A 19,628-nucleotide genomic window follows, 5' to 3' on the forward strand; every position below is an offset into this window, starting at 1 on the left:
GCATGAATGCCCCGTCAGCGCGCCGCATGCGGCACGTGACGGGACGGCCGGCATTCAGCGCATCAGCAGCGTGCCGTCCTCGCCGTCGCGCAGCACGCGCAGCACCAGCTGCTGCGGCGGCTTGGCGAAACTGCTGCGGAAGCTGGGCAGGTCGGCGAAGCGGCCGTTGCTGCCCTCGATGATCACATCGCCGCTGCGCAGCCCGTTGGTCCAGGCGCGGCTGCGCGGCTGCACCTGGCCGACCTGCACGCCGCCGCCCACGCCGTTGGCGCGCAGGGTCTGGCGCAGGGCCTCGTCGACCTCGTTGAAGGTCGCCCCGGACAGGCGCGGGTCCAGCTGCGCGCCGGGCAGGTCGCGCTGCTGTTCCTTCAGGCCCACGCGCAGGCTGAGCGGCTTGCCGTCGCGGCGGATGTCCAAGGTGACCTGGCTGCCCACGCCCTGCAGGCCTTCGAAGTTGTGCAGCGCCGCGCTGTTGTCGATGCGCTGGTTGTTGGCCTGCAGCACCACGTCACCGGGCTTGAGCCCTGCGGCGGCCGCGCCCGAACCGGGATACACGCCGGTCACCAGCGCACCACGCGGCGTATCCAGGCCCAGCGCCGTGGCCAGGCGCTGATCGACGTCCTGCGTGGTCACGCCCAGCGTGCCGCGCTTGACCACGCCCTTGTTGGTATAGAGCTGCTCGGCGATGTTGCGCGCCAGGTCGATCGGGATGGCGAACCCTAGACCGATGTTGCCGGCCATCGAGCCGGAAGGATTGAAGCTGGCGGTGTTGATGCCGACCAGCTGGCCCTGCAGGTTGACCAGCGCGCCGCCGGAGTTGCCCGGGTTGATCGAGGCATCGGTCTGGATGAAGTTCTGGTAGCCGGCCACCGGGATGCCGCTGCGGCCCACCGCCGAGACGATGCCCGAGGTCACCGTCTGTCCAAGGCCGTAGGGGTTGCCGACCGCGACGACGAAATCGCCGACCTGCAACTTGTCGCTGTCGCCCAGCGGGATCTGGGTCAGGTCCTTGGGCGGGATGCGGATCAGGGCCACGTCGGTGTCCGGGTCCGAGCCGAGGAACTCGGCCTCCACCGTGCGCCCGTCGCTCAGGGTCACCGACACGCCGTCGGCGTTCTCCACCACGTGGTGGTTGGTGAGCACCAGGCCGCGCTGGGCGTCGATGATCACGCCCGAGCCCAGCGCCCGCTGCACTCGCTCCTGCGGCATGTTGGGGATGCCGAACAGCCGGCGGAACACCGGGTCGTTGGCGAACGGCCCCAGCGGGCTGGCCACGCGTACGGTCTGGCGGCTGTAGACGCTCACCACCGCCGGGGTGACGCGCTTGAGCATCGGCGCCAGCGAGGGCACCGCCTGGCCTTCCACCGCGGCCGGCAGCGCCGCGCCCGCGGCGGCGGCCGGCAGGATTGCCGAGGACGGCGGCCCGTCCTCGCGCGCCAGCGCGGGATGGTCGAAGGTCTGGTACAGGCCAAGGGCGACGAAGCCGCCGAAGGCAGCGGCGGCGGTCAGGGACAGCAGGGTCGGCAGTGGGCGCATACGGGTCGGTGGCGATCGGCATGGAAAGAGGCGCCCGGGGGCGTGCGGCATCGCGGCAACGCGCCTGTCCTCACCAACCCCGGCAACCTGAACGAGTGTGATCAGCGGCGCCTAAACCGGCAATGAAATCGGCCCGCGCAGGCGCGGCGCGGGTTCCATGGAAGGTGGACCCGAGCGTTCCACGCAAACTGCGTGACGCGTGGTTGACAGCCCTCGGGGGCGGGACTACTTTCCATGGCTTGCGGCCCCAAGATGTAGCGAGGTGTCCGCGCAATGGCCCCAAGCCATAGGGTTTGGCTTGGGTTTCCCGGCGCCAGTGGGGAAGCGGCGCATGCATCAGGTGTGCAGGCGGTCCAGGCCGGACCGTCACCACAATCTGTCCGACGCTTCAGTGCCTTGCCCGGGCATGCGTGCGCACACGCCGCAGCTGACCGAAATTTCATCCATCTCGTGCGCGCGCCTAAGCTGGCGTGCGCGCCTTTCATCCATGACGGAGAGCTCCAATCCATGAGCACGGTGCGCCTTGAGGCGGTCAAGAAAGCAGAAGCGGCCCGCGTCATCCCGATGCAGCCCGCGTCCCAGGACATCTGGGACAAGAAGTACCGCCTGAAGAGCAAGGCCGGCGTGGCCATCGATGCCGACATCGACGGCACCTACCAGCGCGTGGCCCGCGCCCTGGCCGACGCCGAGCCGACCGCCGAGAAGCGCGCCTACTGGTACGAGCGCTTCGTCTGGGCGCTGCGCCGCGGCGCCATCCCGGCCGGGCGCATCACCTCCAACGCCGGCGCGCTGGAACACAAGCCGGCCACCAGCACGATCAACTGCACCGTCTCGGGCACCATCACCGACTCGATGGACGGCATCCTGGAGAAGGTCCACGAGGCCGGCCTGACTCTCAAGGCCGGCTGCGGCATCGGCTACGAGTTCTCCACGCTGCGGCCCAAGGGCGCCTTCGTCGCCGGCGCCGGCGCCTACACCTCCGGCCCGATGTCCTTCATGGATATCTTCGACAAGATGTGCTTCACCGTGTCCAGCGCCGGCGGGCGCCGCGGCGCGCAGATGGGCACCTTCGACGTGTCGCATCCGGACGTGAAGGACTTCATCCGCGCCAAGCGCGAGGACGGCCGCCTGCGCCAGTTCAACCTGTCGTTGCTGATCACCGACGGCTTCATGCAGGCGGTGGAGGACGATGCCGACTGGCCGCTGGTGTTCCCGGTCAACCAGAAGGAACAGGGCGACATCGACCTGACCGACGCGGCCAAGGTGGTCTGGCGCGAGTGGCCCAACGCCGACCAGTACGTGCAGCGCGACGACGGCCTGGTGGCCTGCAAGGTGTACGGGCACATCCGCGCCCGCCACCTGTGGGACATGATCATGGTGTCCACCTACGACTACGCCGAGCCGGGCTTCATCCTGATCGACCGCGTCAACGAGATGAACAACAACTGGTGGTGCGAGAACATCCGCGCGACCAACCCCTGCGGCGAGCAGCCGCTTCCGCCTTACGGCGCCTGCCTGCTGGGCTCGATCAACCTGACCACCTTCGTGCGCGACCCGTTCACCGAACAGGCGCGCTTCGACTGGGAGGAATACAAGGAAGTCGTGCGTGTGTTCACCCGCATGCTCGACAACGTGGTCGAGGTCAACGGCCTGCCGCTGGAGCAGCAGCGCAACGAGATCCTGCGCAAGCGCCGCCACGGCATGGGCTTCCTGGGCCTGGGCTCCACCCTGACCATGCTGCGCATGAAGTACGGCAGTGCCGACTCGTGCGAGTTCACCGAGCAGATCGCCCGCGACATGGCCGTGGCCGGCTGGGAAACCGGCTTAGGCCTGGCCAAGGAGAAGGGCGCCGCCCCGATCATGGAGGAGCGCTTCGAGGTGACCCCGGCGATGCTGCGCCAGCGCCCGGAGATGGAGCGCGACGGCTGGCGCGTCGGCCAGCAGATCGAAGGCAAGGTGCTGCACGCCAAGTACAGCCGCTACATGCAGCGCGTGGCCTCGGTCGCGCCCGAGCTGGTGGACGAGCTGGCCGAAGTCGGCGCGCGCTTCACCCACCACAGCTCCATCGCCCCAACCGGCACCATCTCGCTGAGCCTGGCCAACAACGCCTCCAACGGCATCGAGCCCTCCTTCGCCCACCACTACAGCCGCAACGTGATCCGCGAGGGCAAGAAGTCCAAGGAGAAGGTGGACGTGTTCTCCTACGAGCTGCTGGCCTACCGCGAGCTGGTCAATCCCAAGGCCATGCCGTTCTCCGAGGATGCCCAGGCCAAGCTGCCGGACTACTTCATCGCCGCAGACGACATCAGCCCCAAGGAGCATGTCGACGTGCAGGCCGCCGCGCAGAAGTGGGTGGACAGCTCGATCTCCAAGACCGCCAACGTACCCACGGACTATCCGTACGAGCAGTTCAAGGACATCTACCGCTACGCCCACCAGCAGGGCCTGAAGGGCTGCACCACCTTCCGCTTCAACCCGGCCGCCTTCCAGGGCGTGCTGGTCAAGGAGGCGGACCTGGAGAACACCACCTACCGCTTCGAGCTGGAGGACGGCTCCTTCGTCGAGGTCAAGGGCAACGAGCAGATCGAATACGACGGCGAGATGCACACCGCCGCCAACCTGTTCGACGCGCTCAAGGAAGGGTATTACGGCAAGTTCTGAGCGCCGCGCGCGCCGGCCCACACCGGCATGCGCGATGCTGGAAGACCCCTGCGTCGCGGGCAGCACGGCGCAGGATGGACACCCGTAACACGCGGCTGCACTGGCATCGTCTTGGCACCCCTACGAGCCCTGATGGAGGGGCACATGAGCACAGGAACGGAAATCTCGGCGACGCTTTCCGAAGCCGCCGAAAGCGTGAAGGAAAAGACCAGCGAACTCGCCACCACCGTGGCCGAGGCCGCTTCGCAGGCCGCCGACACCGTCGCCAAGCGCGCGGCCACGGCGAAGAAGTCCGCCAGCAAGGCCCTGGACAAGGCCAGGAAGGCCGTGACCAAGCGCACCAGCAAGGTCACCAAGGCCGTCAAGAAGACCGTGGCCAGCACCAAGCAGAAGCTGGTCGCCGCCAGCGCCACCGCCAAGGCCGAGGCCGCCGCGCTGAAGGCCAAGGGCGTGGGCAAGAAGGTCGCGGCGAAGAAAGCGGTAAAAAAGGTGGTCAAGAAGGCGCCGGCCAAGCGGCTCGCCGCCAAGCCAGCGGTGAAGAAGGCCGCCGCCAAGAAGGTTGCGGTCAAAAAGGCCGTCAAGAAAGCAGCACTGAAGAAAGCGCCGGCCAAGAAAGCCGTCGCCAAGAAGGCGCCCGCCAAGAAAGCAGTGAAGAAAGCCGTCAAGAAAGTCGCCAAGAAAACGAAGTAACCCGCAGCACCGCCCTGGCCGCGCACCGGCCAGGGCACGCCGCCTGAGCGCGCCTCACTGGCGCACGGCGGTGTCCTCCCACCTCAACGCAGTACCGCATCCAGGACCCAAGGCCATGGCCGTCAAGATCGACAAGAAAATCAAGGGCTACAGCGTGCTCACCCCGGAAGACAAGGCGCGCCAGGCCGCCGCGCCGGTGCCCGCCGAGTCCGTCAGCCGCGCCACCGCCGAGGCCGAGCTGCCCGTGGCCGAAGTCATCCAGATGCACGAGCGCATCGAGCGCCCCGACGTGCTGGTCGGCAGCACCTACAAGATCAAATCGCCCATGGTCGAGCACGCCATGTACGTGACCATCAACGACATCGTCCTCAACGCCGGCACCGAGCACGAGCACCGCCGCCCGTTCGAGATCTTCATCAACTCCAAGTCGATGGAGCACTTCCAGTGGATCGTCGCGCTGACGCGCATCATGTCGGCGGTGTTCCGCAAGGGCGGCGACGTGACCTTCCTGGTGGACGAGATGAAGGCCGTGTTCGACCCGCGCGGCGGCTACTTCAAGGCCGGCGGCGTCTACATGCCCTCGCTGGTCGCCGAACTCGGCGCCATCGTCGAGGAGCACATGAAGTCCATCGGCCTGATCCACGACCCGGAAATGTCCGAGCACCAGAAGGCGATCCTGGCCGAAAAGCGCAAGCAGTACGAAGACCGCTCAAAAAAAAACACTGACGTAACCCCCAGCACCAAGCGCAGCGAGGCGCCCACCCCCTCCCTTTCGCGCAGCGAAGGGGAGGGCCGGGGAGGGGGCGCTCTTGATTCTGCTCCTGCCTCCGCCACCCCCCTCATCCCTAACAGCACCGCCGACCACGTCGAGGACATCGAAGTCACCGGCGACGGCGCCAGCTTCCCGCCCTCGGCCAGCATGTGCCACAAGTGCAACACCAAGGCCATGGTGATTATGGATGGGTGTCAGACGTGTTTGAATTGTGGGTATTCGAAGTGCGGTTGAACTACTAAAGTTCAGAAAATCAGCAAGGGCAGATCAATGGATCTGCCTTTTTACATGGAGGTTTAAGTGGTCACTTTAGAAAGCTCCAGCGCTTATGAGTCTAGAGGAAGACGGTCGGCTCAGCTTAGATCTGATGCCGCATCAAGTAACGACGAACTCGGCGTGCATGAGCGTGTAGCAACGAGTATGGAGCGCTTGATCAGAAATAGTGAAGGCGGAAAAACGATCGCGCTTGAGGGGCGTTGGGGATCTGGAAAATCTTCCGTCATAAAGATGCTTTCTGAAAAATGCGAGTCAAACGGAACTTTAATCCATCAGTACGACGCTTGGATGCATGTTGGCGATCCATTACGTAGAGCATTCCTCACTTCACTTATAGATTTCCTGACTGAGAAAGGTTGGCTTAGCAATACTGCCCTATGGCGTGCAGAACTGGACATGCTCTCTGGGAAAAGACGGGAGTCTGAGAAAACTACATCGCCGCAACTTACAAAATTTGGGCTACTTCTCGCGATCTCTTTGTTAGTCTTTCCCGGTGGACTATCGCTGTTAGCCAAGGGTGTTGAGGCAATACTCAACCAGCAGACACTTCACGTAAATTGGTGGGCGACCCTCAACTTCTGGACAGGGCTGAGTATATCTCTCCTTATTCCTGCCTCGTGGGTTGGAGGTGCCATCTACGCCAAGATAAAAGGTACGCCTCGGTTCGATTACTTTGGAGCGATCCTTAATAAGCAGACCACGGTCGAGCGTACCTCGATCACCGAACAGGGAGACCAATCAACGATCGAGTTTCAGAGGGTCTTCGGCGACGTGCTCGCGGCTGCGCTTAGTAGCCGCGGGGATAGGAAGCTAGTGCTAGTTATAGATAATTTGGACCGGCTTGATGCTGCGGAAATTTCGAATATCTGGGCGCTGCTTCAGTCCTTTGTAGATATTCCGCAATTCTCTAATAGGCCTTGGTATCAAAAACTGTGGGTGGTTGTTCCGATTGATTCTCAGGCCGAAATTTCAGACGGCACAAAGGGACGGGCAAAATTTGAAGGTGCCTTTTTAGATAAAATATTTCAGGCGCGATTCAGGCTTCCTCCCCCAATACTCAAGAAATGGCGTCCGTTTCTTCGCAACATGATGTTATCTTCGCTCCCAGACCTGGGCGAGAGCGAGATTGAGCAAGTCGCGGATCTTTTGCTAGCCAAGATGGGGCCAGTCCAACTTCCAACTCCGCGAGAGTTGGTCCTTTTTGTAAATCAGCTTGCTGTTTTTGTGGAGCAATGGAGTGGGCAATATCCGATATATGTTGGTGCTGCGTATATATTAGATAATGTCGAGTCGAGGTTTTCCGACTTAGCGAGCAGCGAAATTCCTAGTGTTGTTGCGAAGCGATTATCCGCGTTCGATTTGAAGGCGGCATACGCCAGGATATACTTCAACACCGGTGATGAAGCGGATGCGCTTGAACTTCTACAACGGCCATTGGCCGTCCAGGCACTCGAGAAGAGGGATGTTGCTACGATCTCGCTCAATTTGTCGCGCCATCAAAGCTTTGCTCATATTTTACGGCAGATTATGGCAGATCGGAGTGACGCAATAGCTGAAGAGAGCATAGATGTAGCGATTGAAGAACTTCGTTGCATTATTGCGTCTCTCAGAGATGAAGAACTCATTTCGCTCGCTATAAAGGACGTCGAGATATCGACCGGTATTCGCCAGCTACAAGAATCACTGGAAAATTTTGTTTATATAATTCTTAACCGTGAGCCCTCTGAATCACTGGTCATAAATGGCTCTTCTGAGCTTCTTGAGGACGTGCTCTCTATGTTCCCGAGCGAGAGACTTGCTCAACTTGCGGCTCAAGTTATAGGTAATAAATTGTCGCCTTCCCAGGCAAAGCGCATTCAGGAAAGTGGTGTGACAGCCGCTGTCTACAGAGAAAATCTTTCAAGATTGCTGTTAAATGAGGGGGTAAGAGATAAATTTTTGTTTTACAAACGCGAGGCTACGGTCGCACTTACCGGTCTGGGATTCGCGAAGTTTCTCGATTTGTTTGATGGTACTGATGAGCAACTGTGGCAATTGCTGACACCTCTCGATGGAGTTGAAGGAACAAATAGGTATATTTCATCAGAAATATCTACGGGAAAATTTGCTGGCATTGATGATTTGCTAATAACGTGGTCATTTATTGCCAAGGGAGAGCCGGCGCAAATTATATTTGAAGCTTTAGCCGGTTATGAGCTTGTTGAGACAGACCAGTCCATTGAATATTTTGATGGGATATTAGATAAATTACTAGCGTGCCTTCGTGAGGGGGCGAGGCCGCCGTCTTTAAAAATTGACTCGGTTTCATATTCCGCTTCCCCCAAGCTAGTGGAGCGTTTAATTGCTAATCATAGATATCATGCTGCAGCCAAGCTGGCGATGGTATTTATGATCTCCTGGTCGTGCGAATCGGAATTCTCCGCTCGAGACATGTTCAAACACCTGGGCATTCTCGCGTTCAGTGAAAATCCAGCCAGTGTGCCTGCACTGAATAAGGCCTTGAAAGAGCTACTTTCAGACGACTATTGTGCGATCCAGGTATTCGAAAAGGCTGTTGCTGACGAGTCATTCAGGGGTATCTTGGTTCAATGGGCCAATGAATTAGCCGTATTTCCTGCTGGAATAATTATCGAAGGCGATGCTAGTTCGGCCGTGATTAATGTAGATAAGTTGTCCTCTGGAGGTTATCATGCAAACAAGGAATGGTCGCTGGCTTTCTTTGATAAATGTGTGAGAGCGTGTCTCCATACATATAATGAAGATGATTTAATCGATGCCATTTCTACCTCTGTCCAGGCGTGGAGATGGCGCACGAAAATTCTGGTTGCGTCTCGCAACATCTCGGTTGCTGAAGGCCTTGTAAATAGTATATACAACGCTCTCGAAGGCGTTACATCTAGGGAGTGGCTAGAAGATGTAACGAATTTTTCTTGGCGCGCTCGGTGCTGTATAGAAGCTCTAGACAACAAGCCGGCTTTCAATTTAACAAGCAACGCAGATTTAGTCCGCGCGGAACTGGAATTGAAGGCGGAAAAGAAAGCGACTACAGTTTGGAAGCCTGAGCTCGTCGCTGCATTCTCTAAGACCATCCGAAAAAGTGCCTCACTCAGTATTGGGCGTGACGAGTCCGATCGAATCAAATCCGCGTCAGCTTCTTTGGGTAAAGACTACTGGGTTGCGGCGTCCCCGGCGCTAAGTGCGTGGCTAGGCACGCCAACTGGTTCGTCGGATGTGCTTCCTCTGATCTTGGCGATCGTAAAGATTCCCGACATTGATGGAATAAGGTGGTTTACCGGTGCGCTGGTAAATGTTCAGAGTATCGGTAAATCCATGACGCCTAAGTTGGCACGCGGCGAGTTGTATGCACAAATTAAATTGGCATCTGGATCGGGTCTTGCAGACACTGCGTTGGTGGGTGCCTTAAAAAGATTAAAAAATAAAGTTGTACAGGTAACGAGATCGGTGGGTAAAAAGAAATCGTAGGGCAATAATCTGGTAATTGAGTTGGCAAAACGAAATCGGGTCCGAAACAAAGGTCAGAGTGCAGCCTCAAGGAGGCAGCAGAGAGCAGAGTGCAGTTCCTTGGCTTTCGCTAAAGGACTGGTGAGGGGGCCGTAAAGCGACAATAGGGGTCAGAGTGCAGTTTTGCTCGTAAGCGACGGGATCTGGCTCGTGCTTTCGTGACAGCGAAATTGCACTTTGACTCCTCTTTTAGCAAGCGCTGTCGGCTGGATATCCTGCTACGGAAATTAGGGGTCAGAGTGCAGTTTAAGGATCGGCGGGCGCAGTGCATTTCCTTGTTTTTCGCCAACGACTAGTGAGGTGGCCGTAGTGCATCTATCTCGTCTTCTGCTCTTACTGTTCGCGCTCGCGATGCTCGCGGCTCCGGCGAGAGCGACGGAAGAGGGCATGCTTGGCTTCGCCAAGTTCGCTCTCAAGTCGGATGGGATCGGCGAGCCCGGTCCTGTGGATGTCACAGGGACTCAGGCACATACCGGCATTACGAGCTTGAGTATTCATGCCTTTGGAAAAAGCTTCGTCCTCAATCCTTCTCAGCTGAGTCAGCTGAAAGGCTTCTGGGTGAATGGTGTCCAGACGACGTATGCGGACGGTGACCCAGAGCTCGGCGGGAGCGCCGTCTATCTTGTGCTATCAGCGGGCTTCACGTCTGGTGTGGTCAAGCGCAAGTTTGTCGTTATAACGGAAAGCGGATCAGCAAAGGTGACGGACAAGCTCTATTGACCTCCGATGCTGGAGGCATGGGGGTTCCTAGGAAGAGGGAAACCGACAATATGGGTCAGAGTGCAGTTTTGCTCGTAAGCGAGGGGATCAGGCTCGTGCTTGCGTAACAGTGAACTGCACTCTGACCCCTTTTTTGTGGAGCGCTGTCGGCTGGATATCCTGCTACTGATCAATGCTCCAGTCGGCTTTGTCCCGTGGTTGGCCGGTCTGGGTTGCGAGGCCACCGGGATCGATCAATGGCGCTATCCAGCCAAACGGTGGGGCAAGCTGTACTCGACCCTGCAGTCCACTGACATTGAGCAAAGCTGAAGCCTTGCAGCTTGCGGAGTTGCTCAATGACGCCGCCGGACTGCCTTCCGAAAGAAAGCAACGCTACAGTGCCTGCCTTGGGATCCACGGGGTCGGGCGGGGCCTGGCCTTCCATCAACGCATCACATGCAAGGAGATCATCGTGGGCACTTGGGGCAATGGATCGTTTGAGAATGACGACGCGGCTGACTTCATGGCTGACCTCACTGATGTTGCTGATCTGAGCCTGGTCAGTGACGCACTGGCCGCCGTGCTCGCAGCCGAGGATTACCTGGAGGCGCCCGAGGCGTGCCTGGGCATCGCGGCGGCCGAAGTGGTCGCCGCCGCCGCCGGCCGGCCGACGGCCGCCGCTCAGGAGGAAGAAGAACTGACCGAGTGGCTGGCCCGGATCGCACCGGAGGTGAGCCCGGACCTCATCAAGCAGGCCAACCAGGCGCTCGACCGGATCGTCGGTGAGCAGTCCGAGCTGCGCGAGCTGTGGGAAGAGGCGGACGAAGCCGATGCATGGCAGGCCACCGTGATGGCGTTGAAGGCGAAGCTGCAGGGTTAAGCACGGCACGAAGGCTCGCGTACCACCTGCATCGGCGATTTTTCCAATCCACAACGTGACGGGAGTACCGCAGGGGCAGAGTGCTGTTTTCCCGCGCAGCCGGCAGGTGGGCTCTTGTTCTCGCGCACATGAAACTGCGCTCCGGCCCCGAATTTGATCCCTGAAAGGGGTGTGTTGCTCAGCCGATGCCCCAGAAGGCGTCCTTGACCGCATCCCAAAGCTTTTTGAGTGTTTCGCTCCTGCCGCGCGAGAAGGCAAGCCGGATGCACTGCACCAGTAGCGCAACAAGAAGCGCGGCGAACACCAGAAGACCCAGGGCATCTCCAAACAAGAACGCAGCGGCTGCCAAGGCTGCCAATAGCCCGAGAACTGCCAGGTCTGTCTTTGGCGTGCTTGGCAATGACGCTTCTCCCATGCCACCTCAGGCCTGAGTTATGCCGAGCCGCGGAGCGGCGTTAGCTTGGACGAATTTTCGGAATCTTGGTCAGAGTACGGCTTCCCACGCAGGCGATGGGCGGAACTCGTGTTTTCGCGAACATGAGCTGATCCCTGATGTTGTTCGTAGATCGGCTGATGCGAGGCGCTTGTAGGAGTAATGCCTGTTAAGTGCGTGACAGGTTGCGCCATTAGTGAACGGCATGCGCTTTCTGGATTGACTTGCAGTCTGCTTTCAAAAACGATGCTCCTTAGGAAGCTTTGACCACAAGGAGCACGTGAAATGACCAGAGCGCTCTGTCTCTTGGTGCTGCTTTATCTGTTCTCGCCCCTCGCGTCGGCTCAGACCATGAACACCGGCCTGGGCTACTGCATCGACGGGATCGGAGAGGCTTCTTCGACGCTCCGCTCCCAGGTGGCGGCCCATACCGCTGGCCGTTTTTACGGGAACCCTCCCAGGTACGACCCGGCGACGAAGATCATTTATGTGCCGCCATACTCATGCGACTCCTTCGATACCGTTGGCCTGTATCGCACCCTCGGCTATCTCTCCCATGAGCTTGGTCACCACGTGGCCGGCATTCCGGACATTTCGGCTCCGCTGACGCGCGACCAGTACATCACCAAAATGTGCGTCTGGGAGGCGAACGCGGTGTCGAACAATGGTGTGGTGAGGGGCGAGATTTCTGGCGCGACTTCGGGATCGATCGTCATTCCGCTGATCGCTCAGAACGAATCGACGATGCTGTCCATGCTCGCTAGCGGTAAGAGCCTCCAGGAGATCGGCCAGACATTCTGCGACAACAACACCAATTCGACGGGTAAGACATATACCCAAGCGAATGGGGACTACTACGATGCCAACTATCCGTGGTGAGATCATGAAGACATCCAAGCTTGTCCCGTTTGCTTGTGCGTTGGCGGTCGGCTCCCTCGCTTGCGCAGTGGTCAACGCCGCGACGCCGGTCGCCCAGGCGCCTGAGGCTTCACAGCAGGCCGTCCTGGCCCTGATCGACAACCTCGCCCAGAGTCGAGCGGCGGGCCGTGGCCTCTTGGAGGCCGATTTGCGTGCCAAGACGCAGGTCCGCAACGAAGCCGTGGTGGACGGCCGCACCCTCATGGGGGATACCAGCGTGGGCCCGGTGAAGGTGTCCTCCTCAATCGGCCCTGCGGGCGCGGAAGACACCGATCTGGTGATGCGTTTCAGCGGTGCGTGCGTGCATCGGGAATTCGTGCGCGAGCATCTTCAACTGAGGGACGTGGTCTGGACTTCGCCGCCGGACGACCCGGCACCGACGATCGGCTACGCCTACTTCACCGGCGGCTCTGCCGTGACGCTGTTCTTCGATGCCACCGGAACCCGATGCCTGACGGCTGTGCGGATGGAGCCTGAGGCCGTGCTTCGGCAGCAGCTTCAGAGATCCAGGTCGAGTTCCTCGCAGCCGCAGTGACTTGGATGGGTTTGAGCTCTTGCCGAATATGAGGAAGTGGACCTGTAGCAGGAAAACGGCGCGATAGCCCGCCCGTCTCAGAGGGGTGATGCGTGCGAGCCATGCCAGTGAAATGGGGTAGCTGAGGCGCGGAGCCGGTTGTAACGATGGTCGCCGTCTCCATCCTTGAAGCGCCGGCGCAGCGCGCGTGCGAGCGGGCTAGACTTCTGCCCCAATCACCAGGGGGAGCAGGATGACGATCTATACAACCTTGCGCATCGCGCTGCTGTCGGCCGCACTTGTCACGGGCATCGCCCAAGCCAAAGAACCCCAGCTGCCGCAGCCGCAGGCCAGCCTGCTCGCCAGCATCTCCGCCGACGCGATGCGCGGGGATCTGTCCTTCCTGGCGTCCGATGCGCTGGAGGGGCGGGGCACGCCGTCGCGGGGGCTGGATCTGGCGGCCGAGTACATCGCCGCGCAGTTCCGCGGGGCGGGGCTGGAACCGCTGGGGGATGACGGGTATTTCCAGACCGCGGACTGGCGCCAGATCGCGCCGGAGAAGGAGCGGGCCAGGTTCGCCGATGCGCCCGAGCGGTTGATCGTGCGCAACGTGGTGGGCGTGCTGCGCGGTTCGGATCCGGTGTTGAGCAAGACCTATGTGCTGGTCACGGCGCATTACGATCACCTGGGCATCCGCAAGGACAAGGGCGATGACCCGATCTTCAACGGGGCCAACGACGATGGCAGCGGCACGGTCTCGGTGATCGCGCTGGCGCGCGCCTTCGCCGCGCAGCAGGTGCGGCCCAAGCGCAGCATCGTGTTCATGACGGTGTTCGGCGAGGAGCACGGGCTGGTGGGCTCGCGCTATTACGGCGCGCATCCGCTGGTGCCGGTGGCCGACACGGTGGCCAATATCAACCTGGAGCAGGTCGGCCGCACCGACGACAGCGAGGGCCCGCAGGTGCGCGCGGCCGCGATCACCGGCGCGGACTACTCGCAAGTGGCCGATGTGCTGCGCAAGGCGGGCGAGGCCACCGGCATCCGCATGACCAAGCACCCGGTCAACAGCGACCGCTACTTCGCCTTCAGCGACAACCAGGCGCTGGCCGACCTGGGCGTGCCGGCGCACACCATCAGCGTGGCCTACGCCTTCCCCGACTACCACGGCCCGGCCGACACCTGGGACAAGATCGACTACGCCAACATGGCCGCCATCGACCGCACCGTCGCCCTGGCCGTGTGGACCATCGCCAACGACCCGAAGGCGCCGCGCTGGAACGCCGACAACCCCAAGGCCGCCAAGTACGTCGAGGCCGCGCGCAGGCTGCACGGCGAGCAAAACGCCGCGCCCTGAGCGTGGCTGGCTTCCGTCGGCTGCCGCCTGGATGGGTGCGACCGAGGCGCGCGCGGAAGCCGCCCCGCGTGGTGTTGACACCGGCCACGGGGCGGAGCAACGTCGGTTTCGAGGAGCCTGGAAACGCCTCAGCGCGCGCTGCCCGCCCTTGAACCTGGTGTCCCGGTGCCTGCAGTCCCGGCAGGGGCACCCGATGCGATGGCGGCATCGGCAGGGTGGCCATGACCGCCCCCGCAAGGCGCATGCGCCTGCCGGCGCGCTGCGGTGCTTGAGTCTCCTTTACCTCCGTCCGCCGGGCATGGCGGGCGGTCACCTCGCGATGCCAAGGAGCAATAACGATGACGGACCATCTCTTCGATGATCGGAACACGACGGGCGGCGCGCTGCCCGAGGACAGCCAGCACCTGCTGATGCAGGTCGGCCACCAGCTGCGGCTGCTGGCGCGGCTGGCGCAGCCCCGCCCCGGCCGCAAGCGGAAGCAGGCGCCCGGCGTGGGCGCGGCCGAGCTGGCCTGCAGCCTGGACCAGTTGGCCGGGCAGGTGGAGGCGGTGCTGCTGCGGATGTCGCGCCCGGCGCAGGCCGGCGCGGCGCTGGCGGCGGCCGAAGCCGCCGCGCCGTACGCAGCGGACGAGGCGACGCAGGCGCAGGGCCCGCGCCTGGCCTTCGGGGCGACGCTGGCGCAGCTGGACGCCCTGCAGCTGCTGGTCTCGGGCATCAAGGCCTTCGGCGATGCGGTGTTCGCCGAGCAGGCGGCCGACTATGCGGAGGGCAGCGTGTCGATGCTGGGCTTCGCGATCTTCAACCAGGCCAGCGAGATGGCGGACCTGCTCACGGAGATCGCGGCGCAGCCGCTGGCGCCGGGCGGCGGCCCCGCGTCGGTGCGGGAAGTCCGGCTCACGTATGGCGAGGGGTCCGTCCTGGCGTTGCGTCACGACGTGCAGGCCGCGCCGCGTCTGCCGCAGGCCGTTGGCCGGATGGCCGGGGCGATGCGCTTGCACTGACGCGCGCGCACCGCGATCGGTGGGAAGCAGCGGCGGCCTCGGCCGCCGCTGTTGTTTGCGGAATGAAAGGCGGCTTGCGGGGGCGTCGTCGCCTTGGGCGTGGTGCGAAGTGGGTTTGCGCGTTGCGTTCGCGCATGGTGCAGCGGCTGGGTTCCGAGCCGCGTGGTCAGCGCCCGTGCTTGCGGAAAGACGCGCCTGCCGACGTTTCGGCTGACACGGCGTGACCCGCTATGGGCCTACCGGGGGCAGCAGTACGCGCGTGCCGCGCGTGCTCGCCAGCTCGCTCTGCAGACATCGAGCACAGCCGGGCGGGTAGGCTAGTCTTCTATCGTTCGCACCAACCAAGGTTTTGCCATGCCCCTCCATCCCGACTTCCCTGTCGTTGAAGGCCGTTACCCGCTCACGCCGGACTGGGCGATCACGCTGGACGCGCCCTACAACCGGCGCATCGAGGACGGCGACCTGGTGCTGTGGAACGAGCGCGTCACGGTGTGGATGACGATCTGGCACAACGACGGCGGGGCCAGTATCGAGGCGCGCCTGGACGATGTGCGTCAGCATCAGTCGCCGGAGGCGCACGACATCGAGCAGGCGCAGATCGGCGATATCCGCTTCTACGCCTATCGCCTGGCCGAGGAAGTGGACGACCCGGACGATGCGCGCAGGCCGGGCTATTACGGCCATGCCTTCGCCGGGGACAGCCAGGTGCAGATGGCGGTGTACTTCGACGATGAGGAGGATCTGGCGGTGGCCCGTGCGCTGCACCAGAGTCTGGTGCATACCGGCGGTGGTGACGCTGCGGAGTGAAGGTGTTCGGAGTGCGGCTGGCGGTGGCTCGCGGTGGCCGAGGTCGGCACACAAAAGGCTCCGCTACTGGACATCGGCTGTCGCTGTCAGATCGCCGAAGCCTTTGAACCTGCAGCCACGCAAGTAACTCACCACCGTCGTTCCCGCAAAAGCGAGCCCAGCGACTCTCACGCGGAAGCGTCAAAGTCCATGGATTCCCACGTGCGCGGGAATGACGGACTTTTGGCTTACCGAAGGCGTTGAATTTGGAGCCACTCCCATCACGCACCACCGTCGTTCCCGCGAAAGCGGGAACCCAGGGACTTTCGCGGGAGAGCCTCCAAGGCGCTGGATTCCCGCGTGCGCGGGAATGACGGGCTTTTCTCTTACCGAAGGCGTTGAATCTGGAGCCACTCCCATCACGCACCACCGTCGTTCCCGCGAAAGCGGGAACCCAGGGACTTTCGCGGGGGAGCCACAAAGGCGCTGGATTCCCGCGTTCGCGGGAATGACGGATCTTCGAAAGCTGGTTGTCCGTTCGCGCTTCGGCGTCCTCGATGCGCCCTAAAACGTCGTCCGGACCTGCAGCCCCACCGCCAGCGCATCACCCGCGCGCCTGTAGCTGAAGGTGCCCGGATCGACGATGTACTGCAGGTCCGGGCGCAGCGTCAGCCAGAGCCTGAGCTGGGCGGTGTAGGCCAGCTCGTACAGGCGTTCGGCATCGGTGAGCTGATAGAGCGGTGAATCGCTGGGCACGCCGGTGTCGGCCAGTGCGACGCGCTGCGCCGCGCGCAGGGCGCCGTTGACCTTGGCGCTGGCGTAGCCCAGCGCCAGGCGGTCCTGGCTGCGGGTGCCGATGCCCTGGTAGTAGAGGCCCGCCACGCGCCAGTGCCGCAGGGGCGAAGTCGCCTGGTCGGTCTGCATGTACTCGCCGAAGACGGTGAGTCCGCGCGTGGGGTCGGCGGTCTCGGCGCTGAGCTTCTGCTCGCCAAGCAGCCACACGCCGTCGCGCCCGCTGACGCTGGCCGCGGTGCCCAGCCGTCTGGCGCGGGAGGTGTCGGCGTAGGCGCCGACCTGGTAGCTGCCGGCGTGGGGGCCGCCAGCACCCGGCGTCCAGGCCAGTTCGAGCACGAACAGCGAGCCGGTCGTGCCGCTGGCGAAGGGGCGGAAGGCGGTGTGCACGTTGTTGCCGCGCAGCTGCGGATTGACCTGGAACCAGCCGCCGCGCAGGACCACGCGCGCGGCCAGCGGCCAGCCGGCCTCGGCGCCCCAGCGCGCCACCGGGTAGTTGTACCAGCCGCTGTTGCCGGTCATCGACAGCGGGTGCGCGCACAACGCCGAGTTGAGGAAGCTGTTGCCCGCGGCCAGCAGCCCGAAGTGGCTGCCCATCGCGTAGAAGCCCAGCTTGAGATAGCCGCCGCCGGCGGAGCCGTAGTCGAAGCTGACCTCGCTCAGCCGCGTGTAGGTGCCGCCATAGACCTGCTGCAGGGCGAAGCGGTTGCCCACCAGATCGGCCGAGGCGCTGCGGCCGCGGCGATCGTTGAGCGTGAGGTGGAACGCCCCGCCGCGCCAGCCGGCCAGCCGATCCATGGCCAGGTCCAGGCCGACGCGCAGCTGCTGCGCATAGCGCGCGCCGCTGGCCCCGTCGCCGTTGTCGATGACGTCCACGGCCTCGCCGATGTAATCGCCGCGCGGCGCGACACCGCGCGTGGCCCAGTCCTGGCGCACGCCGCCCCAGTCGCCGGTCATGGCGGCGGCCTGGTCAGGGGTGGCGTGGGCCTGCGCGCAGATCAGCAGCGCGCACAGCAGGGCACAACAGGAACGGCCGGGGGAGTGCCGATGCATGGATGGGGTCCGCGGGGCGTGGCGTCGGGGAAACCGCGCGCGGTGACGGCGCATCGGTGCCGGGAGGCCTCTGGGGTTACGCCGTTCGGAGCGCGGCGCCGCCATGGCGCTGCGTTGGAGGGGCAATCGACGTTGAAGCTCCTGCGACGCCACCTTGGGAAAGGTGGTCCCGGCGTCGCCGCTCACCGGCGGCATCGCACCGATACGCCCCCGAAAGACCCGAATCGTCGTTCCCGCGAACGCGGGAACCCAGCGACTTCCGCAGGCAAGGGCCAACGATCGTGCGCCGACTTACAGGGAGGCTGCGGCTTTTCCGGCCATTCCCGTCGCGGAACCGTAAGCGTAAAAGCAGGACCCAATGCATCCGCCGCCGGCGTCGCGGCACACCGTGGCCTGGTTCGCGCACCGCAGCGGGCCATCGGCGCGCGGTTGAGGGAAGATGCTCCCTCTAGCGCGTCTGGGAGGCTGGCGATGTCGAAGGTCCGTGTCGAAGGTTTCACCCTGTCCCTGGACGGCTTCGCCGCGGGGCCGGGTCAGCGCCTGGAGGCGCCGATGGGCGAGGGCGCGCAGGATCTGCATCGGTGGCTGCGGGGGACGCGTACCTTCATGCAGACGCTGTTCGGCAAGGAAGGCGGCAGCACGGGGCTGGACGACGAGATCGCCGCGCGCGGGTTCGAAAACCTCGGCGCCTGGATCATCGGGCGCAACATGTTCGGGCCCATCCGTGGCGACTGGGGCGACGCGGACTGGCGCGGCTGGTGGGGCGACGATCCGCCGCACCACGTGCCGGTGTTCGTGCTGACTCACCACGCGCGGCCCAGCCTGCCGATGCAGGGCGGCACGGTCTTCCACTTCGTCACCGGCGGCATCCATGAGGCGCTGCGCCTGGCGCGCGAGGCGGCCGGCCCGCGCGATATCCGCATCGGCGGCGGCGCCGACACCGTTCGCCAGTATCTGCAGGCCGGCTTGATCGACCAGCTGCATCTGGCCATCGCGCCGACGCTGCTGGGCTCGGGCGAGCGCCTGTTCGACGGTGTGGACCTGACGGTGTCCGGTTATCGCTGCACCAGCTTCCGCGCCTCGGACGCGGCGCTGCATGTGGTGCTGGAGCGGGGCTGACATCAAGAGCGCGGCCCGGTCGGCGCGGTGATCCGTCGACAGGCGAAAGGTTGATCTTGCGGATCGGCAGCGCGCAGACTCCAGCGGCCACAGGAGCGTGGCATCGAAAGGGGACTCGCGTGAATCGATGGACGATGGTCGCCGTACTTGCGGTGGCGACGACGCTGGCCGGCTGTGCGACGCACAACCGCGTGGTGGTGAACCCAGGGCATCAGACCGTGGTCAGGTCGGCGTATGTGGTTCTGCATGGCGGCAACTCGGCGGATATGGATGCCCATGTCCAGCAGGAGCTCATGGCGCACGGGATCCAGGTCAAGGCCGGACCCGAAGTGCGCGAAGCGGGCACCGATGTCGTGGTCCGCTATACGGACAATTGGCGCTGGGACATGGCGATGTACCTGCGTTCGCTGGATATCCAGATCTACAACGCCTCCTCCGGCACGCTGATCGCGAGCGGGTCGTGGAAGAACTCGGCGCTGCACGGCTACCACTCGGCCGAGAAGGTCACCCGGCAGGTGATGGGCGAAGTGCTTGCCAAGCTCGATGCGGACTAGGGTTGCCCTCGCGATCCGGCGCTGCCGAGCATCGCCGGTCGTGACACGGCCTACGCCGCCGCACCGCT

The 19,628-nt window shown here is 63.0% G+C and carries 16 protein-coding genes and 1 pseudogene; 14 read left to right on the forward strand and 3 right to left on the reverse strand.

Annotated elements, in window-relative coordinates:
• Nucleotides 1-54: 54 nt before the first annotated feature.
• Nucleotides 55-1,536 (reverse strand): Do family serine endopeptidase, encoded by a 1,482-nt coding sequence (locus tag ACFJIT_RS01140; RefSeq protein WP_130535007.1) that lies wholly within the window; start codon nt 1,534-1,536, stop codon nt 55-57.
• A gap of 507 nt (nt 1,537-2,043) precedes the next feature.
• Between ACFJIT_RS01140 and ACFJIT_RS01145 the strand changes: the two genes are divergently transcribed.
• From ACFJIT_RS01145 to ACFJIT_RS01175, 7 genes and pseudogenes are all read left to right on the forward strand, one after another.
• Nucleotides 2,044-4,197: an adenosylcobalamin-dependent ribonucleoside-diphosphate reductase gene (locus ACFJIT_RS01145; RefSeq protein ID WP_379654751.1), complete on the forward strand. Its 2,154-nt coding sequence runs from the start codon at nt 2,044-2,046 to the stop codon at nt 4,195-4,197.
• A 144-nt stretch (nt 4,198-4,341) separates the two neighbouring features.
• Nucleotides 4,342-4,887, forward strand: a complete 546-nt coding sequence (locus ACFJIT_RS01150; RefSeq protein WP_379654752.1) for a hypothetical protein — start codon at nt 4,342-4,344, stop codon at nt 4,885-4,887.
• 115 nt (nt 4,888-5,002) lie between these two features.
• Nucleotides 5,003-5,893, forward strand: a complete 891-nt coding sequence (locus ACFJIT_RS01155) for an NrdJb (RefSeq protein WP_379654753.1) — start codon at nt 5,003-5,005, stop codon at nt 5,891-5,893.
• 66 nt (nt 5,894-5,959) lie between these two features.
• Nucleotides 5,960-9,418 (forward strand): P-loop NTPase fold protein, encoded by a 3,459-nt coding sequence (locus ACFJIT_RS01160; protein ID WP_379654754.1) that lies wholly within the window; start codon nt 5,960-5,962, stop codon nt 9,416-9,418.
• A gap of 426 nt (nt 9,419-9,844) precedes the next feature.
• Nucleotides 9,845-10,177 carry a hypothetical protein gene (locus ACFJIT_RS01165; RefSeq protein WP_379654755.1) on the forward strand — a complete coding sequence of 111 codons (333 nt, stop codon included), beginning with the start codon at nt 9,845-9,847 and terminating at the stop codon, nt 10,175-10,177.
• A gap of 147 nt (nt 10,178-10,324) precedes the next feature.
• Nucleotides 10,325-10,462: pseudogene (locus ACFJIT_RS01170) on the forward strand (IS4 family transposase); the annotation flags it as partial.
• A gap of 10 nt (nt 10,463-10,472) precedes the next feature.
• Nucleotides 10,473-11,036, forward strand: coding sequence for a DUF4259 domain-containing protein (locus ACFJIT_RS01175; protein WP_379654756.1), 564 nt, complete (start codon nt 10,473-10,475; stop codon nt 11,034-11,036).
• Nucleotides 11,037-11,214: 178 nt separating this feature from the next.
• Here ACFJIT_RS01175 and ACFJIT_RS01180 read toward each other — a convergent pair whose 3' ends face one another.
• Nucleotides 11,215-11,451 (reverse strand): hypothetical protein, encoded by a 237-nt coding sequence (locus tag ACFJIT_RS01180; RefSeq protein ID WP_379654757.1) that lies wholly within the window; start codon nt 11,449-11,451, stop codon nt 11,215-11,217.
• 303 nt (nt 11,452-11,754) lie between these two features.
• Between ACFJIT_RS01180 and ACFJIT_RS01185 the strand changes: the two genes are divergently transcribed.
• From ACFJIT_RS01185 to ACFJIT_RS01205, 5 genes are all read left to right on the forward strand, one after another.
• Nucleotides 11,755-12,348 (forward strand): hypothetical protein, encoded by a 594-nt coding sequence (locus ACFJIT_RS01185; protein WP_130516696.1) that lies wholly within the window; start codon nt 11,755-11,757, stop codon nt 12,346-12,348.
• Nucleotides 12,349-12,352: 4 nt separating this feature from the next.
• Nucleotides 12,353-12,922, forward strand: a complete 570-nt coding sequence (locus ACFJIT_RS01190; RefSeq protein ID WP_379654758.1) for a hypothetical protein — start codon at nt 12,353-12,355, stop codon at nt 12,920-12,922.
• A gap of 232 nt (nt 12,923-13,154) precedes the next feature.
• Nucleotides 13,155-14,255 (forward strand): M28 family peptidase, encoded by a 1,101-nt coding sequence (locus ACFJIT_RS01195; protein ID WP_379654759.1) that lies wholly within the window; start codon nt 13,155-13,157, stop codon nt 14,253-14,255.
• Between the two features lie 338 nt (nt 14,256-14,593).
• Complete coding sequence (locus ACFJIT_RS01200; RefSeq protein ID WP_379654760.1) at nt 14,594-15,256, forward strand: XAC0095 family protein; 663 nt, start codon at nt 14,594-14,596, stop codon at nt 15,254-15,256.
• Between the two features lie 354 nt (nt 15,257-15,610).
• Nucleotides 15,611-16,063 (forward strand): hypothetical protein, encoded by a 453-nt coding sequence (locus tag ACFJIT_RS01205; protein ID WP_379654761.1) that lies wholly within the window; start codon nt 15,611-15,613, stop codon nt 16,061-16,063.
• A 543-nt stretch (nt 16,064-16,606) separates the two neighbouring features.
• Here ACFJIT_RS01205 and ACFJIT_RS01210 read toward each other — a convergent pair.
• Nucleotides 16,607-17,887: a carbohydrate porin gene (locus ACFJIT_RS01210; protein WP_379654762.1), complete on the reverse strand. Its 1,281-nt coding sequence runs from the start codon at nt 17,885-17,887 to the stop codon at nt 16,607-16,609.
• A 471-nt stretch (nt 17,888-18,358) separates the two neighbouring features.
• On the opposite strand from ACFJIT_RS01210, the gene ACFJIT_RS01215 reads away from it, so the two are divergent.
• Complete coding sequence (locus tag ACFJIT_RS01215) at nt 18,359-19,006, forward strand: dihydrofolate reductase family protein (RefSeq protein WP_379654763.1); 648 nt, start codon at nt 18,359-18,361, stop codon at nt 19,004-19,006.
• 134 nt (nt 19,007-19,140) lie between these two features.
• Entirely contained in the window at nt 19,141-19,560 is a 420-nt protein-coding gene (locus ACFJIT_RS01220; RefSeq protein WP_379654764.1) for a hypothetical protein, read from the forward strand.
• Nucleotides 19,561-19,628 lie beyond the last annotated feature (68 nt).

This window comes from Pseudoxanthomonas sp. UC19_8 (genome assembly GCF_042700505.1).
In the GTDB taxonomy this organism is placed as follows: Bacteria; Pseudomonadota; Gammaproteobacteria; order Xanthomonadales; family Xanthomonadaceae; genus Pseudoxanthomonas_A; species Pseudoxanthomonas_A winnipegensis.